11 protein-coding genes are annotated in these 20,218 nt (G+C 74.6%); 6 read left to right on the top strand and 5 right to left on the bottom strand.

The annotated features are described in order from the left end of the window. The first annotated feature begins 551 nt into the window (after nt 1-551). Together WME85_RS50275 and WME85_RS50270 are read left to right on the top strand one after the other, a co-directional pair. On the top strand, nt 552-1,964 hold the full coding sequence (locus WME85_RS50275) for a cellulose binding domain-containing protein (RefSeq protein WP_437832609.1): 1,413 nt from the start codon (nt 552-554) through the stop codon (nt 1,962-1,964). A 297-nt stretch (nt 1,965-2,261) separates the two neighbouring features. Next, nucleotides 2,262-3,626 (top strand): hypothetical protein, encoded by a 1,365-nt coding sequence (locus WME85_RS50270; protein WP_437832607.1) that lies wholly within the window; start codon nt 2,262-2,264, stop codon nt 3,624-3,626. A 317-nt stretch (nt 3,627-3,943) separates the two neighbouring features. On the opposite strand, the gene WME85_RS50265 is transcribed toward WME85_RS50270, so the two are convergent. Then, nucleotides 3,944-4,969: a phosphotransferase gene (locus WME85_RS50265; RefSeq protein ID WP_437832604.1), complete on the bottom strand. Its 1,026-nt coding sequence runs from the start codon at nt 4,967-4,969 to the stop codon at nt 3,944-3,946. A gap of 138 nt (nt 4,970-5,107) precedes the next feature. Beyond that, nucleotides 5,108-5,449, bottom strand: coding sequence for a hypothetical protein (locus WME85_RS50260; RefSeq protein ID WP_437832601.1), 342 nt, complete (start codon nt 5,447-5,449; stop codon nt 5,108-5,110). A 403-nt stretch (nt 5,450-5,852) separates the two neighbouring features. On the opposite strand from WME85_RS50260, the gene WME85_RS50255 reads away from it, so the two are divergent. Next, nucleotides 5,853-7,715, top strand: a complete 1,863-nt coding sequence (locus WME85_RS50255; protein WP_437832598.1) for a DUF2169 family type VI secretion system accessory protein — start codon at nt 5,853-5,855, stop codon at nt 7,713-7,715. 109 nt (nt 7,716-7,824) lie between these two features. Then, nucleotides 7,825-9,270: a type VI secretion system Vgr family protein gene (locus WME85_RS50250; RefSeq protein WP_437832595.1), complete on the top strand. Its 1,446-nt coding sequence runs from the start codon at nt 7,825-7,827 to the stop codon at nt 9,268-9,270. 16 nt (nt 9,271-9,286) lie between these two features. Here WME85_RS50250 and WME85_RS50245 read toward each other — a convergent pair whose 3' ends face one another. The 3 genes from WME85_RS50245 to WME85_RS50235 form a co-directional block, all read right to left on the bottom strand. Beyond that, nucleotides 9,287-10,495 (bottom strand): STAS domain-containing protein, encoded by a 1,209-nt coding sequence (locus WME85_RS50245; RefSeq protein WP_437832592.1) that lies wholly within the window; start codon nt 10,493-10,495, stop codon nt 9,287-9,289. A 310-nt stretch (nt 10,496-10,805) separates the two neighbouring features. Further along, entirely contained in the window at nt 10,806-11,249 is a 444-nt protein-coding gene (locus WME85_RS50240) for a type II toxin-antitoxin system VapC family toxin (protein ID WP_437832590.1), read from the bottom strand. Then, nucleotides 11,246-12,211: a hypothetical protein gene (locus WME85_RS50235; RefSeq protein WP_437832588.1), complete on the bottom strand. Its 966-nt coding sequence runs from the start codon at nt 12,209-12,211 to the stop codon at nt 11,246-11,248. The genes WME85_RS50240 and WME85_RS50235 overlap by 4 nt, the downstream gene beginning before the upstream one ends. Nucleotides 12,212-12,832: 621 nt before the next feature. Between WME85_RS50235 and WME85_RS50230 the strand changes: the two genes are divergently transcribed. Both WME85_RS50230 and WME85_RS50225 read left to right on the top strand, forming a co-directional pair. Then, a complete protein-coding gene (locus WME85_RS50230) occupies nt 12,833-14,740 on the top strand; it encodes an ATP-binding protein (RefSeq protein WP_437832586.1) in 1,908 nt (635 codons plus the stop codon). Beyond that, nucleotides 14,737-20,160: a hypothetical protein gene (locus WME85_RS50225; protein WP_437832583.1), complete on the top strand. Its 5,424-nt coding sequence runs from the start codon at nt 14,737-14,739 to the stop codon at nt 20,158-20,160. Before WME85_RS50230 ends, WME85_RS50225 begins: the two co-directional genes overlap by 4 nt. Nucleotides 20,161-20,218 lie beyond the last annotated feature (58 nt).

Genomic DNA, 20,218 nt, shown 5'->3' with positions numbered 1-20,218 from the left:
GCCTTGAATTTTCTCTACAGACCGCAGCGATCAGGCCTCTATCGCGAAAGTTTCTTCTCTCGCTGTCTCTCGCGGTCTCGCACCGCGCGCCGATGCGTCCGCCGATGCGTCCGCGAGCTGGTGAGACAGCGAACGATCGCAGGTGTGAATTTCACCGAGCCCCCGACTCTCGACGCCTCCCTGCGCGAAGCTCGGCGCCTCGACCGCGGTTTGCCCGCGATTTGTCGGCGTTCTTCGCAGGTGAGTCAGGGTTTTCGCGGTGGATCGCCCGTACCCCGGATCGGCGATCCACGCCACGGGATGACTCACCATCTCGCGCGGACAGGCACCGTCGAAAATCTGCCCATGAATCGGCGTTTCTCGATCTCGCGAGATGATGGCCCGGCCGTTGCAGTTACCCCGAGCACCTTCAACAAGTGCCCCGCGCCAAGCTGATGCTGGCACTCGGGAGTGAAAAAATCCGACGCGGCGCCGAGCCGCGCGGCCACTTGGAGATTGACATAATGACGAAGATCAAGGGTTCGCTTTTCGGTGCTGGGGCAGTGGCGTGCATGCTCGCCGTTCTCGGCGGGTGCATCGTTGCCGGGGACGACGGCTCCAGCGTGTCCGAAGAGGACGAGATTTTCGCCGACGAGGCAGCAGCGGCGGCAGCGGCATCGCAGATGCGCTTCGGCGTTGCGCCCCAGTGGAGCCAGACCTGGTCGCCGCCCTCCTCCGGGCCGGCCAACGTCGATGTCGTCGCCGTGGGCGACTGGCTGATGTCGGGCGGGTTCACCAGCACACACCAGAGCAAGCTCTCGACGATCGTGAACAAGGGCAAGCAGCCGTACTTCTTTGGCTACATCGCCACGGACATGACCAAGAAGGGGCTCGGGTCCGACCGCGACTGCGACGGAGACTCGAGCGCGCCGCTGTGCCAGAGGGGCGCGGCGTACGTGCGCTCCAACATCGGCGCGATGGTGTCCAAGTACAAGCAGGCGGCGCAGGGGATCAACTCGGCCCTCGGAGGGAGGGCGGTCGAGCCGCTGATCCACATCGAGCCGGACTGGTACCAGTTCTCGCAGACGGCGCAGCAGAACGCGCTCACCGAGACAGAGTCCGACGACTTCATGAACCAGATCCTCGGCGCCATCAAGTCGGGCTGCCCCTCGTGCAAGGTGGTCATCGACTTCAGCCCGTGGTTCAGCCCGTCGGCCACCCGGTGGGCGTCGTCGGTCGGCGATTTCTACGACGGCTGGGATCGCAGCGTCGTCAAGTACGTCGGCCTCACGGGCAAGCAGTTCCCGTTCACCGAGGGCAAGATCGACAACTTCACCTACCGCGATATCACCACCGCGCTCAACCTGCCGCTCGTCATCGTCGACGCGTACACGTTCGGCGGCGGCCCGATCAACGTCGACTCCACCTGGCTCAACGAGAGCAACGTCGCCAAGGCCGTCGACATGCGCGTCGCGATCGTCATGCTCTCGCAGACCGGCGACGTCTCCGGCTACGACAGCTTCATCGCCCGGGTGAAGGGTAGCAGCAGCAGCTCCACCACCAGCAGCAGCTCCAGCAGCAGCTCCAGCAGCTCCAGCAGCAGCAGCAGCTCCAGCAGCGGCAGCGGCGGCAGCGGCGGCAGCGGTGGCTCCGGCGGCAGCGGCGGCTCCGGCGGCAGCGGCGGCTCCGGCGGCGGCACCAGCACGGGCGGCGTGCGCGGCGAGCCCAGCAACGTCACTGTCACCGTCACCCCCAACTCGACGTGGACGGGCGGCTACTGCAACAACGTCACCGTGACGACGACGGGCAACAACGTGACGTGGAAGGCCTACGTGCCCGCGAAGGGGGCCACGATCACCAGCGTCTGGAACGCCACCAGCACCACGTCGGGCACCGACTTCGTGTTCGCCGGACAGGGCTGGAGCACCACGGTCAGCTCTGGAGGGAGCGTCGGCTTCGGGTACTGCGCGAACGGCTCGCGCTGACCCCTGATCGACGGCGCCGCGCCGACCGATGAGGCGAGCAGCGCCTCCCGGCGGCGCGGCGCGCCAGCCCGCATCATTGCACCGCGCGACGCGGGGAGGCGGGAGGCTCCTCCGAGCTTCTCTCCCGCCCTCCCGCCCTCCCGCCCTCCCGTCGCCCTCGCCCGCGCCCCGCTCCTCTTGGTACCGTGGGCGCGCCGTGCCCCCCACCCCGCAGCGCTACCGCCTCGCCGGCCGCAGCCCGGTCAGGCCCCTCCACGCCACCGCCCCGCGCGCGCGCCGCGCGCTCCGGAGCGCCGTATGCCGCTGAAGCTCCGCGTCACCTGGCGCAACGCGGGCAGCCCGCTGCTGCCCGACGCGCTCTCCGACGTGCAGGCCACGGCGGACGACGCGCCGCTGTCGCTCGCCGGGCGGGGCCCGGGGCTGCGCGAGTTCGAGATCCCCGCCGGCGCGGCCCGCGTCGCGCTCAGGGCGCGCTTCTCCGCGGCGTTCAACGCCTTCGAGGACGTCCCCGCCCTCCAGGAAGAGGTCCTCTCGGTCGAGCAGGCCTTCGATGTCGAGGGCGGCGGGAAAGCGCTCAGCCCCGCCCACGAAGCGGCGTACGGGCAGGCTCACCCGCTCGTCGACGTGAAGGCGTCGCCAGGCCTCGCGCTCGCGCAGATCAGGACCGATTTCGTCGATATAACGCCGCTCTGGATGGCCTGCGCGCAGTACACGGACGAGTACCAGCGCGAGCATCGGCCCGGCACGGAGCTCGTGGCCCTCGGCGCCACCGCGGGTGAGCCGAAGATCTGGTTCGCGAGCATCCCGGAGGCCTGCAAGGCGCCGCCGGACGCAGCGATCTCGGCCCTCGTTTTCTACCGGCCAGAAGGGTACGCCTACACGCGGATCGACCAGCGACACGAGATGTTCGGGCTGAATCGATACCTGCTCAGGCCCGACCCGGATCCGGGCGCCTCGTACTGGGCGCGCGACGTGCTCGCGCTCGACCCGCGCGACCAGTCCCGCTGGGTCTATCTCCGCTGCGGCTTCGAGGAGGCGCTCGCCGCGAGCGGCAAGGCGGTCGTCATGCTGCACCCGTGGCCGAGCGGGACGAGCTTCGGCGCCGCGACGACAGCGAGCCTGCCCGGCCTCGCCGAGGCGGCGATCCGGGCCTTGTGGGGCGCGCGGAAGATCGGGATCGGCCGGAACGGGGTCCACCTCGGCAAGCTCGCGCTCGCGGGCTTCAGCGCCGGCGGGCTGCCCCTGTGGCAGGCGCTGGCCGCCAACACGGGACGGGTGAGCGAGGTGTTCGCCTTCGACGCCCGCGGCATCGCCAAGGCGGAGGCCACGATCCTCCGCTGGTACGGCGGCGACGCCTCGCGCCGGCTGCGGATGACCGGCGGGCACCAGCTCGACGCGAACGCGGCGATCCAGCGGAGGCTCGCGGGCAGCGCGAACGAGGCGCGCGTCTCGAGCCTGCCGCCCGACAAGAGCGGCTATCTCCCCGGCGCCAACCCGCGCTGGGATCACGTGTGCTCCTCGCTCGAGGAGAGCGAGAAGGACGCCTATCTGAGCGCGGACCGGGTATGGCACCAGTTCGCCGTGTACGGCGGCTGGCCGGAGGCCGGGGCGCCTCGCGACGTCACCTTCCTCCAGCGCTTCCTCGAGGCGTCGGACCTCTGAGGAATTCCCTCGTTGCGCAGCCCTTTTCAGAGAAGAATTCAGAGAAGAAATTGAACAGGGAGGCGGGGAGACGGGGAGTACAGAGAAGAAATTGAACAGGGAGGCGGGGAGACGGGGAGTATTCTGAAGATTTCCCTCCCCGTCCTTCCGTCTCCCCGCCTCCCCGTCTCCCCGCCTCCCTGTAATTTTTCTCAAGAACTTCGAGGAGATGTCTCAGCGGACCTCCGAGCCGGAGAATGCTCGATGGCCGGCGGACGACCGCGAATGTCGGATTTCAACGCCAGGGGGCCAAGGCGCAAAGGCGTTGAGACCTCCCCTCACGCCGCCGCGATGAGCCGCGCGAGCGCGCGCATGTCCTCGTCGTCGCCGAGGCGCGCGAGCGCGTCGCGCGCCCTCGCCAGCGCGGGCTCCACGTAGCGCAGGTAGCCGGGATCCCCGCCGACGCGGTCGATGAAGACGAAGCGGCCGGCGTCCTTGAGCTTGCGGTGGACGGTGACCACGTCGAACTCCCGGCCGAGCGCGCCGCGCGCCCGCCGGTCGAGCGAGGCGGCGGCCGCGTAGTCGTCGAGGCGGGCCTCGACGAACGGCCGGTCGAGGTCCTGGGCGCTGTCGTTGAGGAGCGTCGCCAGGTCGTAGGCGCGCGGGCCGAGGAGGGCGTCCTGGAAGTCGAGCCAGGCGATCTCGAGGCCCCGGCCCGGCGCGCCCACGACCATGAGGTTGTGGCCCTGGTAGTCGCGATGGACGAAGCCGCGAGGCCACGCGGCGATGCGCCGGGCGAGGCGCTCCGAGACGGCGTCGAACTCGGCCCGCCCGTCGTCGTCGAGCCGGCGCCCGCGCGCGTCGAGCGCCCACGCGCGGAAATGGTCGAGCTCCCAGCGCAGGAGCGTCGCGTCGAGCGCGCAGGCGTCCACCACCGACCCGCGCGGGAGCGCCGCGAGCGCCCGCTGCGCCCGGGCGAGGTCGCGCACGGCCAGCGAGTAGACCTCCGCGCGGAGGGCGGGCTCGCGCTCGAGGAAGGCCGCCAGCGTCCGGTCGCCGAGGTCCTCCAGCAGGAGCAGGCCGCGCTCGCAGTCCTCCGCGAGCAGCGCCGGCACCCGGACGCCGCGCTCGCGGAGCAGCGCGTGCACCTCCAGGAACGGCCACCGCGGCGGCGCGGCGCCGCCCGCCGTGGCGTCCCACGCGCCGCTCGGCGCGAACATCGCGACCGCCGTCCCCGCCGGCGTCACGACGCGCAGGTAGCGCCGGCCCGACACGCCGCCGCGCAGGGGGACCACCGACGTCGGGAGATGGCCCGTGGCCCGCTGGACGAGCCGGTGCAGGGCGTCGGGGTCGAGCTCGGGCACCCCCCTTCGTACGCCGGCGGGCGGCGCGAGCGCCAGCCTTCATGGCGCGAGCGCCAGGCTTTCATCGCGCCCGGCGAGAGGCCCGGCCGGGCCGCCCGCCACGAGCCGCTCCGGCCCTCGAGCGCGACCGCGCGCGCCTCAGCAGGCGCCGGCGCAGCCGTCGGCGCTGTTGAACCAGAGCCCGCCCGAATCCTCACACGCGCTGCGGTCGTACTTGCCCGTACAACAACGCTCCTCGCTCTCGCACACCTTGGCGACGCTCTCACCGCTCCGGAAGCAGCACCTCCGGCTCTCGGGATCCTCGGGCACGGAGGCCGCGTCCTCGAGCGCGGCCGGAGCGCCGGGCGCGGTCGCCTTCTCGATGACCACCGGCACCGCGGGCGCGACCAGCGTGGCCACCGTGTCGCAGCCGAGCGAGCCAATCATGACGAGGACGGCGAGCGCCGATGCCAGCGCACGAGCGGTTCCAGCCAGCTTCATGACGGCCTTGCGTCGCATGGGCGCAGTGCGGCGGCAAGTTCATGCGCTCGGATCCCCGCGCGCTGGCCTGCATTGCGCTCGCCACGGGGCCAGCCCTCAGCGGTCCTCGAGCGCTCGGGGCGCGCCGGCGTGCTGGGGCGCCGCCGGCATGCTGGGGCGCCGCCGGCATGCTGGGGCGCCGCCGGCATGCTGGGGCGCCGCCGGCATGCTGGGGCGCCGCCGGAATGCAGGAGCGCGCCGATCCGGAGGGGCGCGCCGGCATGCAGGGACGCGCCGGTCCAGAGGGGCGCGCCGGCATGCAGGAGAGCCGCCGTGCGTGAATCATTCCGCAGGCGGCATGAGGCGGGGGCGCGGCGCGTGAACGGCCGGTGACAGGACTGCGGCTGTGCTATGAGTCGATGGGATGGCGAACCGCGCGATCGCGCCCGAACAGGTCACGCCGCTGGACGGAGCAGCAGCCACCGCCGTCGCCTGGCGCGGCCGGGGTCAGCTCCGCGTCACCGTGATCGTCAAGGCCACCTTCGCGTTCGCGGCCGACGCGGAGATGCCGAGGGTCGAGCCGCAGCCGGTCCTCCCCGGAGAGGTCCATCACGGCAACAACCCCGGGCGCAGCGTCAAGCTCACGAGCGATCTGGCGCCGCACCTGGACCGCGCCGACGTGCTCTTCACCGGCCACGCCCACGCGCCGCCGCCGGGCGCGCCCGTGCACTCGTTGCCTGTGCGACTCGTGATCTCCGACGAGGGCGGGGTCGTCCTCGACAAGGAGCTCCTCGTCCAGGACAGGGCTGGTTTCCAGCGGATGCCGCTCGTGTACGAGCGGGCGCTCCGCGGGGAGAACGATCAGGAGAACTTCCTCGGCGTGCGGGCGACGGGGGATCCCGCCGATCCCGAGGCGAACATCATCGATCCTCTCCAGCCGGCGCGCGCGGCCGGCTTCGGCCCCATCGCGCGCGCCTGGCCGGCGCGCAAGCGGCTGCTCGGGGCGACGCCGCGCAAGGCGCTCGACGCGCCGATCGCCGAGATCCCCGACGCCTTCGACTGGTCCTATTTCCAGGCGGCGCCCCCCGATCAGCGGGTGCGCCACCTGCGCGGCGGCGAGTGGCTCGAGCTCCACGGGCTCCACCCGACGGCGCCCCGCCTGAGGATGCAGCTGCCCGAGGCGCGCGGTCGCGCGCGCATTCACGGCCTCTCCGCCTTCGGCGTGGGCGAGGGCCAGCCGCTCGACCTCACCGCGGACACGCTGCGCATCGACGGCGACGAGCAGCGGTGCACGGTCGTCTTCCGCGGCAGCTTCCCTGTCCCGGACGAGGCCGCGCTCGCCGCCGTCGCCATCGTGGCGGGCGTCGAGCTCCCCGGCGAGCCGCTCGCGTGGCCCGACCGGCCCCCCGAGCGGGGCGCCGCGGCCCGCGACCCCGCCGGGGCTGGCGCGGCGGGCGGCCGCGCGCGGGGCGCGGACGACGACGGCCTCGGCGCGACCCAGGCCGCGCCGGCCGCCGGGGGGCGCACGATGAGCATCGCGGAGGGCGCCGTGGCGGCGGGAGCCCTCGCCTGGGCGGGGGCGGTCCCGTTTCGTCCCGGGGCCGCGCCCGACGAGCTCGCCGGGCACGTTGCGGGCTCGGGGGCGCCCGGGCCCCGGTTCGACACGGGGACCGTCTCGATCTCCTTCTCGGACGACGGCCCCGAGGCGTCGCCCGCCACGACGATGGCCTTGCTCCCCGAGCAGGACGACAGCGCGGCCGAGCAGCCGGCGCTCCCGTTCCATCCGTCGCCCCCCGGCGCGGCGCTGCCTCCGTCGGTGCCTCCGTCGTTGATCGCGCGGGAGCCGCTCGCGGCGGATGACCGCGTGGGCTCAGGCACGCTCGCGCTCCCGTCCGACGACGCGTCCGACGACGGCTGGGGGGCGAGCGACGGCGCGCCGGAGGGCTCCGTGTCCCTCGGGCTCGCGGTCGCCCCCGAGCCCGCGCCTGCGCGCCGGGAGTCCGCGGCGCTCCCGGACGCCCCGCCGCCGGAGCTCGCCCCGCCGCCGCCTCCGCCGCGCTCGGAGCCTCCGCCGCCGGAGCTCGCCCCGCCGCCTCCGCCGCGATCGGAGCCTCCGCCGCCACCGCCGGTGTTCAGCGCCTCGCCGGCGCGCGCTCCGGAGCCTGACGCGCCGCGGGCCGCTCCGCCGCCGCCCCGGCCGCCCCCGCCGCCGGAGCGCCCGGCGCTCCCGACCCCGTCACCCGCTCTGAAAAGGAGCCTTTACGAGCGGTTCGATCGCAAACGGTAGATGACGATGGCTCGCCGAGCTCGCCTCGGCGAGCGCGCCGGGCGCCCGGAGAGAGGGCGCCCGGCGGCACGACACCCTCTCCCACGGCACGGTGGATGGAGCTGCGACGATGACCAAATCCGATTCGCTGGACATTCGACTGGAGATCGCCGGCTTCTCGTCCGACGTCCTCCAGGTCCACAGGCTGTCGGGGCGCGAGGCGATCTCGCAGCTCTTCTCGTTCGACCTCGAGGTCGTCTGTCCGAGCGAGGCCGCGGTCGAGGGCAAGACGTTCATGGGCGAGGAGGTCGCGGTCGTCTTCGAGCACGACGGCGTCGAGCTGCGGCGCATCCACGGCATGGTCGCGGAGGTGCACGACCTGCTCGCGAGCATGCTCGAGCACCGGGCGTACCGGCTGCGCGTCGTCCCGCGCGCCTTCCGGCTGACGCTGGTCGAGACCACGGAGATCTCGATGCACAAGGCGGTGCCGGAGCTCATCAAGCAGAAGCTCGAGCTCGTGGGCCTGAGCGGGAGCGACGTGGATTTCAGGCTCATGGCCAGCTACCCGCCGCGCGAGTTCACGGTGCAGTACCAGGAGACCGATTTCGCCTTCATCTGCCGCCTGGCCGAGCACGTCGGGATCAGCTTCTTCTTCGAGCACCAGGACGGCCAGGACACGATGGTCTTCACCGACAGCAGCAGCGGCTTCAAGCCCGCGGCCGGGGCGGCGTCCGTCCACTTCCGCGAGCGCGGAGAGACGCGCGACGTCTTCGAGATCGAGGCGCGGTCACGGCTGGTCCCGAGCGTGTATGTCGCCCGCGACTACAACTACCGGCAGCCGATGCTCGACCTGACGTCGGAGCACGTCCTCCCGACCGGGTACGCGGGCGGCGTGGTCGAGTTCGGCGGGCACTACAAGACGCCCGCCGAGGGGAAGGCGCTGGCGCAGATCCGGGCCGAGGAGCGGCAGGCGGCGCAGCTCGTCTATTCGGGCAAGAGCTCGCTGTGCGCGCTCGGCGCGGGCGGTCGGTCGGTGCTGGAGGGGCACCCGCACCTCGAGGGGCTGGACATGCTGATGGTGGAGGTGGAGCACCGCGTGACGCAGGCCGCCGGCGGCCGCGGCGCCGAGGAGCCGCAGCGGTACGCCAACGCGTTCCGCGCCATCCCTGGCCAGAACACGTACCGTCCGCCGCGCGTCACGCCGGTGCCCCGGATCAGCGGCGTCGTCACCGGCATCGTCGACGCGGGGTCGGGCGGCGGGGGCAGCACCGCGGAGATCGACGATCAGGGCAGGTACATGGTGCGGTTCCTCTTCGACACGGGGCCTGCGGGCGGCGCGCCGTCCAGGCCGGTGCGCATGCTCCAGAACCACGCCGGGGCGAACTACGGCACGCACTTCCCGCTGAAGCCGGGGACCGAGGTGCTCATCGCCTTCGTGAACGGCGACCCCGACCGGCCGGTCATCGTGGGCGCCGCGCCGAACCCGCTGACCCCCTCCCCGGTGAACAGCGCCAACCGCACGACGCACCGGATCAAGACGCAGGGGGGCATCATCTTCGACCTCGTGGACGATTGAGCCGCGCGAGCGCCGCTCAGGGCGCCGGCTTCCCGGCCGGCGCCGGGCCCGGGGCGAGGGAGGCGCCCTGGGCGCGGGTCATGGCGCGAATGGCGTAGTTGAGCGCGGCGCGCAGGTTGCGTTGCGTGTTGAGCTGGGAGAGGTCGAGTCCGAGCGCGACCATGGTCTGGGCGACGTTCGGCTTGATGCCGGCGACGATGCCGTCCGCGCCGAGGAGGCGGATGGCGGTGATGAGCTCGATCAGGTGGCTGGCGACCCTCGTGTCGACGACCTCGACGCCGGTGAGGTCGAGGATGGCGAAGCGCGCGCCCGTCTCGACGATCTTCGAGAGCAGGCTGTCCATGACCTCGGCGGTGCGCACGCTGTCGACGGTGCCGACCATGGGGAGCGTGAGCACGCCGTCCCAGACCTCGATGATCGGCGTGGAGAGATCGCGGATGACCTTCTGCTGCGCGGCGATCTGGTCGATCTGGCGGCGCAGCTCCTTCTCGACGAGCCTGGAGTCCGACACGTCGAGCGAGACCCCGAGCACGCCGTCGACGGGTCCTCCGGGCTCGCTGCGGAGGGGGATGAGCCAGTTGTCCCAGTCGGCGCCGTGCGACTCGGCGCGACCGCGGCGCACCTGGCCGTCGTACCATTGCCGCAGCACAGCGGCGTCCAGGGCGCCCGCATAGATGTCCAGGATGTTGCGCCCTTCGTGCTGCCCCGGCTTCATCCCGGCCTTCGCGACCGCCTTGCCCTGGTGATAGAGATAGATGCCGTCGCCGTCGAGCGACCATATCGTCATGGGATCCACGTGCTCGGCGATGCCGTCGAGGATGCGCGCCTTGAGGCGGAGCGTCTTCAGCTCCTCGTCGGCGATCGACGGCTCGGCCGTGGCGACGGCCGGCTCGGCCCGGAGCGAGCCGAGGACGGCGCTGCGATCGGACGACCGTCGGGCGCTCACGGTCAGGCGCCGGTAGGACCCGCCGCCGTCGCGCAGGCGGACGCTGAAGGAGACCGGCTCATCCGACTCGCGGAGCGCCGACAAGGCCGCCGAGAGCGCGGCGCGATCGTCCGGGTGCGCGAGCTCCGCGAGGGGCGTGCCGCCGTCCACCGCGGGGCCCAGCGCTCCCCGCAGCCCGCCGCTCGCGTGGAGCAGCGCTCCCTCGGCGGAGGCGATGAAGAGCAGTTCGGGAGAATGGGCGAAGAGCTCGCCGAGCAACGCGCCAGGGGCAGGGTCCATCAGGCTCACAGGTCCTCGAAGTAGAGGGGCGGAAACATAGCGCGGGCGAAGCGCGTCGGGGAAGCGGTCCCGGGAGGGCCGCACCGCAATCGCGCCGAGGGACGCGCAGCCTCATCGACGTCAGCGCTGCTGGCGTTGCGGCCTCGTGAGGGACGATGGCGTGCCAGCTCACGGCGCATGGCCTGCGCCGGGGTTCTTCAGGAACAGGAGGAACGTGAGCTGCTCGACGTAGGAGAGGCCGTCGTCGCGCAGGACGTTGCAGTAGGACCAGAGCTTCTGGACGATCTGGGCGGGGTGGGGTTCGACACGTTCAGGGGTTCCCGGGATGGAGAGCGAAGACCGAGACCTGAAGGAAAGTTCCGGCGAGGGCCTCGAAGTCCTTATCTGTCGTGACGAGCAGCGCTGATGTGGCAGCGGCTGTGGCAGCGATCCACACGTCGTTTTCTCCCACGGCTCGGCCAGAGCCGATGAGGAACGTGTGGATCGCTGCATAGCGCTCGGCGATAGCACGGTTGATGTCGAACACGACAAGCTGCTTAATGATCTGGTTCAGCCTGTCGCTCCGATCCGCCCCCCAGGCTCGACGCTTCGCGAACGCGAGCAGCTCACCTACGCTCACGATGGATAGGATCGGACGGAAGGGGCGGGCCTGGAGCCGGTACGCCGCGTCGAGCCGGCGACCGAACTCGTTTCCGCGTGCCAGGTGCAGGACCACGTTCGTATCGAGGACGACCGGCCCCTCCGGCACCGTCACGAGAGCTCCTCGAGTGCGGCGAGGAACTCCTCCTCGGTATCATCCATGGGAATGCCGCCCAAGATGGCCGCAACGCCCGAGTTCGGCCCCTGCGGCACACGGAACCTGTGCAGGTCGGCCGGCCCGTCCAGAGGCCGCGGCATCGTCGACCAGGCCGCAAGGTCGCCCGGTGCCGGGTCGATGCGCTCCGCCTCGACGCGCAGCACCTTGCCGGAGGGCCGGAACTTGGCGATACCGGAGACGACCGCCGGCTGACCGAAGAGCCGCGCAAGGTCCGCTGGCTCCACCGACTCGGCGACGAGGCCTCGCAGCGTCTCGCCCGAGGTGAGGACGAGCGTGAAGGAGCGGTCGCTGTGGCGAATCGCGTCGAGCTTGCCGCCGACCGCGATGCGTCGGTCCTCCGGCGTTCGCTGGCGTAGGGCGCGGATCGCCTCGACGCCTGCCGGGTCGACACGGAGCGTCCGGCCGTTGACCAGCTCCATGCTGTCCACGCCATGGCGGAACAGACGGCCAAGCCCTTCGAGGGTGGCCATGAGCGGCCGATCGTAACGATCGCTGTCCTCGCGCCCGGCGAGGGCGTCGTCGAGGCTGTCCTCGAGGTAGTCGAGGCAGGAGCGGCTCGGCTCGGCGGCCGTGAAGAGATCGAGCTGACGGGAACGATGCGACAGCGCGTCCGCGAGCGAGGGAGCGCGCAGGACGATCTCCCGCTCCTGGATCTGCTCGACCGCGAACGCTGCGGCGTCCTCCAGCCAGGCCGGAGGCGTGCCCGGCGCGGTGCTGCGGCCGTCGATCTGGAGTCGCGTCGCCTGCTGAGCTCCGTCGACGAGGATGTCGAGCAGGTCGCGCAAGAACGGAGCACGCTGCGTCGCGACGTCCTCGCCCGTGAAGCGGATCACGTGCCGCGCGCCGTCGAGCTGCCCGCCGGGCGCGGAGTGTTTCGTGTTCCTGGATCGTTCGCCCATCGTCGAGCCCTCCCTCGTCCGGCCTGGAGCACCTTAGCGCGGGCCCTGCGGGAGGTCCTGCCCGAGCCGTTCGCGGCGGACGCGTTCGAGCGCGCAGCGCGGATCCGGTCCAGCAGTGCGCTCGCCGGCTCGTCGTTCGGGTCCTGCGGGACGAGCTCGCCCTCGAAGCTGTGCGGCCCAAGGAACCGGGTGGGATAGCGGCGCCAGCGCACGTGGGGACTTCGCCGGCTGTGAGCCGCAAGCGGGTGCGGCAGCCCACCACGAGGACGAACGGAATCGAGGCTCCGAAGAACCGCCAAGAGAGGTCTCGAGAGCCGCCAAGGGGGGTCTCAGGTGCGGCCAAGGGGGTCTCGAGAACCGCCAGGGGGTCTCGAGAGCCGCCAGGGGGGTCTCGAGAGCCGCCAAGGGGGTCTCGAGACCGGCCGCAGCGGTCTGGAGACCTGCAGGAGCCCCTCTACACGAATCGAGACCCGCCGCGGCGATCTCCAGACCCGACTCCCCCATGAGCAGACCAATCACTCCGCTGCCCAGAACTCCCGCTCTCTCGCAAGAACTCGACCCCGGCGCTCGCAGGACCCCTTCAGATCCTCGCTCCCCCCTGTGTTAGCCTCGCAGAGCGCCATGGCCCCCTACCGCTCCTTCCGAGAGGACCGTGCCGCGCCCCCGGCCCCGCCCCCAGGCCCCGTGGCCGACATGGTGCAGCAGTTCGCCGATCCCTACGCCTTCCTCCGCGAGCTCGTCCAGAACGGCATGGACGCAGGCGCGCGCAAGATCGCCGTGCGCGTCGAGACGCTGCCCGGCGCGTGCGCCACCTCGGTCACCGACGACGGGTCCGGCATGCGCCGCGAGGACATCGAGGGACCGCTGCTCACCCTCTTCAGCTCGTCCAAGGAAGGCGACACGAGCAAGATCGGCAAATACGGCGTCGGCTTCGTCTCCGTGTTCGCCATCCAGCCGCAGCAGGTCGACGTCGAGACGTGGCGCGACGGACAGGCATGGCACCTCCGGCTGCGCAGCGACACGAGCTACGAGCTCGAGGACGCCGGCCCGCGCGCGGGCAGCGGCACGCGGGTCACCCTGCTCCAGCGGCTCAGCCGGGAGGCGTTCGTGGAGCACGCGCGCCGCGCGCAGGCCGCGCTCCGCCGCTGGTGCCGCCACGCCGAGTGCGAGATCGCCCTCAGCATCGCCGACCACGAGGGCAACTCCAGGGCGAGCCTGGAGCGCATCGACACCCCGCTCGCCGTCGCGGCCGCCGTGTCCGTGACCGCCGTCGAGGACGAGACCACCTTCGTGGTCGGCCCCTCCGCCGGCGCGCACCACATCGAGCTGCCCGCCAGCGCCGAGAACGCCGCGGAGCACGGCCAGAGCTTCGCCGGCTTCTACAACCGCGGCCTCACCCTGTTCGAGACCGCGGACGAGCTCTTCAACGGCCTCTCGGGCGTGCGCTTCAAGGTGATGAGCCCGCGCCTCCAGCACACCCTGAGCCGCGACAACGTGCGCCGCGACGACGCCTTCTGGGAAGCGCTCGCCCGCGTGCGCGAGCTCGTCAAGGGACCGCTCCGGCGCGAGCTCGCCGCCCGCCTGCCGCAGGCCGCCGCCGCCGCCGCGACCGCCGCCGCCGCCGCGACCGCCGCCGCCGCGACCGCCGCCGAGCGCGCCCCGACCGCCGCCGAGCGCGCCGCGACCGCCGCCGAGCGCGCCGCGACCGCCGCCGAGCGCGCCGCTGCCTACGCGGCGATGCTCGAGGCGGCGCTGTCGCCGCCGACAGCGCTCGATCCGGACGAGATCCCGTTCCCGCTCGCGAGCGCCGTCGAGGGCGACCGGGCGCGCGCCGGCCTGCGGGCGCTCGCGCCAGGGCGCGAGCCGCTGCTCGTCGCCGAGCGCGCCGACGCGCTGACCGAGGCGATGGCGCGCGCCGGCCTGCCCGTCGTGCTGTGCAACCACCGCGCGACGGTCGCGCTGCTCCAGCGGTGCTTCCCGGAGGCGCGCATCGAGGAGGCGCGCGCGGCCTACCTGCTCGTGCGCGAGGAGCCAGAGAGCGCCCGCGAGGCCGACGCGGCGCTGCTCCAGGTCGTCGAAAGGGCGCTCGCCCGCGCCCGGCACGGCGTCGCCCGCGTGAGCCTCTGCCAGATCGAGGGCGCCCTCCGGCAGCGCGGGGCGATCCTCCTGCCCGCCGACGGCGAGCGCGGCGGGCCCCACCTGAGCTGCCACGCGGCGCGCGAGGTCGTGCGGCGCGCGGCGCGCTTCCGGCCCGGGCACGCCCTCTACCTCAACGTCGCCAGCGACACCGTGGCGCTCGCGCGCCGGCGCGCCGCCGTCGACCCGGTGACCGCCGGCAACCTGCTCGCCCGCGCGCTGCTCGTCGAGGCCAAGGGGCCGCTCGACCCCGAGGACAGCGACCGGCTCCTCGACCTCTCGGCGAACCCGCCGCCGCTCGCGGGCGCGGCGCGCGGCGCGCGGGCGGCCGCGAGCGACGCGAAGGCGCCGGCGCGCCGCGAGGGCGGCCCGCCACGGGGGCTGCCGCGGTGAGCCGGATCGTCGCCCGCGGCGCGATCCGCGTCGATGCCCGCCGCGCCGTCCAGAAGCTCCGGGAGCACCTGCTCGTCGACCTGGACCACTACCTGCTCGAGCTCGTCCGGGCCGCCGCGGCCGGCGGCGCGACCCGGATCGACCTCTGCTACGACGCCGACGACGTCGTGCTGACCTTCGACGGGGAGCCGCTCGACGCGCCGATCCTGACGCGCCTGCTCGATCACGTGCTCAACGCCGCGCCGGACGCCGCGTCCCGGCGGCTCCGCCTGCTCGCCCTCGGCGTGAACGCGGCGCTCGGGCTGCGCCCGGCGCGCGTCGACCTGCTCACGACAGGCCGCGGGCCGTCCGGCGACGCCCCCGAGGCGACGTGCACGCGCGTGCGCTTCACGCCCGCCCTGCTCGAGGCGCCCGCCGAGGCGTTCGCGCCGGCCGCCGGCCCGGCCTGCGACGAGGTGCCGCGGCCGCCCGGGATGCCCGCCGCCGGCCTGCGCATCGAGGTGCGGCGGCGGCTCGGCTGGTCGGTGCTGCGCCGGGCAATCACGGGCGACACGCCGCCCGAGGTCGACCACCTCGCCGCCGCCACGGGCGACTTCCCGATCCCGATCGCGATCGAGGGCGAGCCGCTCCGCCGCGCGCCCCCGGGCGGCCACCCCGAGGTGCTCGTGCGCGTGCCCTTCCACGTGCGCGGCGCGCGCCGCGCCGCGCTGGAGGTCCTCGCGCCCCCGGAGAGCGCGCGAGACGCGGCCGTCTCCGCGCCCCTGTCCGCGCCGCGCTCGGCGCCGCGCTCGGCGCCGCTGTCCACGCCGCTCTCCACGCCCCTCCCCGCGCCGCTGTCCACGCGGCTGTCCACGCCCGTCCCCGTCCCCCTCTCCGGCCTGCCCGCCGTCGACTACCTCGAGCACGGCGTGCGGCTCGTCCGCGAGCGGTGGAGCTTCGCCCCGCGGTTCCCCTCCGCGCCCTACCAGGGCGTCGAGCTCCCGGTCCGCGTCGTCGCCGACGCCGACGAGCTGCCCACCAACGCGTCGCGCTCGGCGCTGCGCGAGGACGCGCCCCTCTGCGCAGAGCTCCGCCACGCCGCGGCCGCCGCGCTGCTCGACGCCATCGCGGCGCTGTCCGCGGTCGTCTGCGGCGTGGGCGCCGTCCCCGAGGGCGCGCTCGTCCTCGGCGAGGACCGCGGCCTGCTCGAGGACGCGCTCGCCGCCTTCGCGTGCGTCGCGACCGGCGCCGCGCGCGCGGGCGCGGCGCTGCCCGCCGCGGCGCACGCCGTGCGCGAGCTCCCCCTGCTCCGCGACGGGCACGGGCGGCCGCTCTCGCTCGCGTCGCTCGACGCGCGCGACGCGTCGCCGCTCTTCGTCTGGCGCGGCGACGCGGCGCTCCCGGAGGAGCTGTCCCCCTGGGCCGACGACGTGATCTGGTGCCGCGGCGGCCTCGTGGATCGCGCGCTCGCGGGGCTCCCGCTCGCCGACGCCGAGGCCATGGTCGAGCAGGCGAAGCTCGGCGCCGAGCGCCGCAGGGCGTTCCTCCGCCACGCGACCGGCGCGCCCGTCGTGCCGCCCGCCCCCGAGCACGCGCTCCGCGCCGCCTTCGACGTGGGCGAGGGGCCGCTCGCCGGGCTGCGCGGCGAGCTCGCCGTCTTCGCGGACGACGGCAAGGCGCGGCGCAGGGCCGAGGTCCGCGTGTTCGTGGAGGGGCGGCACCTCGAGACGGTCGAGCTCGACCCGGCCGCCGTCCCCCTGCCCGTCGAGATCGCGCTCGCGTGGGAGCGGCGCGTGCGGCCGCGCTTCTCGTACGACGGCGTCGAGCGCGACGAGCGCTTCTGGCGCGCGGTCCGGCACGCCCTGCACGTCGCGATCGCCGCCGCCGACGCCGAGGCGCGGCGGCTCTTCGGCCTGCGCGCCGCGCAGCCAGGCATGCCGCTGCCCGCGCCGCCGCCCGAGAGCGAGCTCGCGCGCCTGCGGCCCCCGCTGCGCGCCGCGATCGGCGCGCTGTTCTGCGCCCCGCAGCGCCTCGGCGGCGGCGGCGCGGACGCCGGGCCGGACGGCGGCCGCGGCGCCGCGCCCCGCCGCGGCGACGACCTCGCGCCCTCGGCCTTCAGCGCCCTCCTGGAGGCGCGGCTCTGGCCGATGCTCACGACGGGCCGGTTCATGAGCCTGAAGGGCCTCGCCGCGCTCGCCCGGGCGTCGCGCGGCCTCTGCGTCGCGCCGCCGGAGGCGCGGGGGCGCGCGGCCGACCGGCGGCCGGTGCTCGCCGCCACGCAGCGCGAGCTCGACTGGCTCGCCGCCGCGCTCCCGGATTGCGAGCTCGTCCCCTACACGTCGGGGCTCTTCACGGAAGACGAGCTCGCGGCGCGGGGACCGGCGCGGCGGCGCGCGCTCGCGGCGTCCCTGGAGAAGGTCGCGGGGCCCCGGGCCGCCGGCGCGGCGGTCATCGAGGTCGCCGGCGCCGGCTTCCTCGCGCTCGCCACGCCGGGCGACGCGACGGTCGAGGCGTGGCACCACGCGTCGCAGCCGCTCGCCACGCTCACCGCCGCCGAGGCCGCGCCGCTGCTCGGGCCCGTCGTCCTCGCGATCGACGACGACGCGGCCGTGCCGGGCAGGGCCTGGAGCAGCCTGCTGTCGCCGCGCAACGAAGCGGCCGTCCACGAGGTCGAGCGCGCGCTCTGCGAGGCGCTCGTGGCCGCGCTGGAGGGCGACGCCGCGGCGCGCGCGCGGCTCGGCCTGGAGGGCGACCCGCTCCGCGCGCGCGGCGGCCGGCCGGGGGCTCGCGCGGTCGCCTACCTCCTCGACTGCGCGCGGGCGCTCGCGGCCCTGGCCCGGCGCGGGCCGATGGAGGCGAGCCTGGGCGAGCTCGCGGCGCGCATCCGGCGGCTGCCGCTGCTCGTCATGCTCGACGAGCGCGGCGAGGAGGCCACGTGCTCGCTCGAGCTCCTCGACCGGGCGCACCCGTCGCCGGCGCCGATCCCGCTGCTCGATACGGCGCCCGGCTTCGAGACGCACTCCTGGCACCCGATCCTCGCGCGCAGCGAGCGGGAGCGCGCCGCGCTGATGCGGTGGGCAGGCGGCCGCGTCCTCCTGGCGCAGGGCGGGGTGCCGGCGCGGCGGCGGCGCGCCGCGGCCGAGCAGGAGCGCCGCGCCGCCGCCGCGAAGGAGCGCCGCGGCTCCGCCGGGCAGGAGCGCCGCGCCGGCGCGGAGGGGCCGCAGCACGAGCGCCGCGCCGGCGCGGAGCGGGCGCAGCCGGGGGCGGGCGCGCGCGGAGACGTGGTCCACGCCTCGCGCGCCCTGCGCGCCCCGCTCGCGCTGCCGGGCGCCCCGCCGCACCCGCGGCTGCGGATGAGCCTCGCCGCGCTCGGCGTCCAGGAGGTCGAGGGCGAGCTCGAGATCATCGAGGGGCCGGAGTCGGATGTCCGCCTCGTCGGCCCCGACGGCGTCGAGCGGCGCGCGGAGGTGGAGCTCCCGATCCCGCTGCGCATCCTCGCGCGCACCGCCGCGGCGGACCCGCCGAGGGACGAGGTGCGCGCGCTCCTGACGCGCCTCGCGAAGGCCGCGGGCCGCCGCCTGATCTCGCTCGCGCCGCGCTTCGACGAGCTGCCGCCGTTCGCGCGGAGCCACGCGCGCCGCGCGGTCCTGAGGACGCTGGCCCAGGGCAAGCGCGTCGTCGCGGACGCCGCGAGCGCGCGGCTCTTCCACGACATCGACGGCAACGCGCTCTCGCTCGACGATCTCCGGCGCGATCCGCGGGCCGAGTGGCTGTGCACCGCGACGCCGCCGCCCTACCCGAAGCAGCGCTACGGCCGGCCGGTCCTCGCGCTGAGCAGGCCCGAGCGGCTTCAGCTCGCGACCGCCGTGCTCCTGAAGGACATCACCGACGCCGTGGCGCGCGACCGCGCGGCCGAGGAGCGCCTCGCCGCGCCGCCGCTCGACGCCGTGGGCCTGGACGCGGCCGCGCGCGCGGCGTGCCTCGCCGTGTTCCCCTTCGAGGGGCAGGCCGGCGCGCAGGAGGGCGCGCGCCCGGCGTACGGCGAGATCGGCCTGCTCGCCCCGGAGCACGCCGCCGCGGCGGGGATCGCGGTGCACGTCGGGCGCCGCCCGCTCTGCGCGCTCGACCCGGGCGACGGGTGGCCCCTTTGCGCGGCGATCAACGACGACGCGCTCGAGCCGAACCGCACCTTCGACGGGCTCAAGGCGGGCGCGGACGCGGCGAGGCTCCGGCAGGCCGTGCGCGACGCCGCCGCGCGGTGGCTGCGCGCGCGGCTCGCGCCGCCCGAGGACGCGCTCGCGGCGCGGTGGATCGACGTCGCCACCACCTTTCACCGCCCGCTGCTCGTGACCGGCGCGCTCTGGCTGCCGGCGCGCTGGCCGCGCGCGCCGCGGGTGCTCGTCGCCGCGCCGTCCGCGGAGATCCTCGGCCCCGGCACCGCGCGCGTCGGCTTCACGCCGCGCGCGCTGCGCTCCGGGACCGACGCGGACGGCGTGGTCGGGCTCGCGCCGGTCGAGGGCGTGCTCCTCGTCTGGCCGCTGCACGAGGCGCGCTGGGACGCCGTCGCGGAGCTCGCGCTGGAGGCCGCGGCCTCGATGGCGGCCGAGCTCTCGGACGAGGCCGCCGCGGCGCCGTACCTGTGGAACCTGCACCTGCTCGGCCGGCTCTCCGGCGGCAAGCTCGCCGCGCGCACCGCCGCCGGGGAGAGCGTCGGCCCGGAGGCGGTCCGCGCCGAGCTCGCCGCGCGGGGCTGCCTGTGGCTCACCGATCGCCGCGGGGGCGCGGAAGGCGATTTCCCCGAGCGGCCCCCGGCCTTCGTGCTGCTCGACGACGGCTCGCCGCTGGTCGAGGTGCTGCGCCACCGCGCCGTCCCCGGCGCGCTGCGCGGGCTCGGCGCCGTCGCAGCGCTGCCGGCCCTGGCCGGCGAGGCCGCGGCGGAGCTCGATGGCGCCGGCGGGGCCGGCGCGGTCGCCAGCGCGCCGCCCCCGGTGGACGCAGGCGGGACCGGCGGCGGGGCTGCCGCGGCCGCGCCGCCCGACTCGAGCGGCGCGCGGGCCTGGGTGGGCGCGCTATGGCGCAGCGTCCGCGGCCTGATCGGCGGCGGCGCGGCGCCCGAGCCGCAGGACGCGCCGGCGGGGAGCCCGCTCGCGGCGGCGCTGCGCGAGGCGATCGTCGAGATGGGCCTGGAGGGGTCCCCGGTCCGCGCCGTCGTCGAGAGCCGCTCCGGGAGGCCGGTCCGTTACGACGCGAGCCGCAGCCACATCGTCCTCAACACCGAGCACGAGGCGCTCGCGTGGCTGCGCCCCCGCGGCGCGCCCGACCCCGCGGCCGTCGCGCTGCTGGCGGCGGCCGCCGTGAGCGAGGTGAACCGGGCGCTCAAGTCGGTCACTGACGCGGAGGAGCGCCGGGCGCTCGATCACCTGCTGCGCTCGATGGGCTAGGACACCGAACGGGTTGAAGCCCCGAAAAAATGAACCACAGAGGCACAGAGGCACAGAG

Origin of the sequence: Sorangium sp. So ce1153, from assembly GCF_051521595.1 — a bacterium.
GTDB lineage: Bacteria > Myxococcota_A > Polyangia > Polyangiales > Polyangiaceae > Sorangium.
Note: the sequence above shows the minus strand (reverse complement) of the source record. Positions and strands in the feature narration are given on the sequence as shown.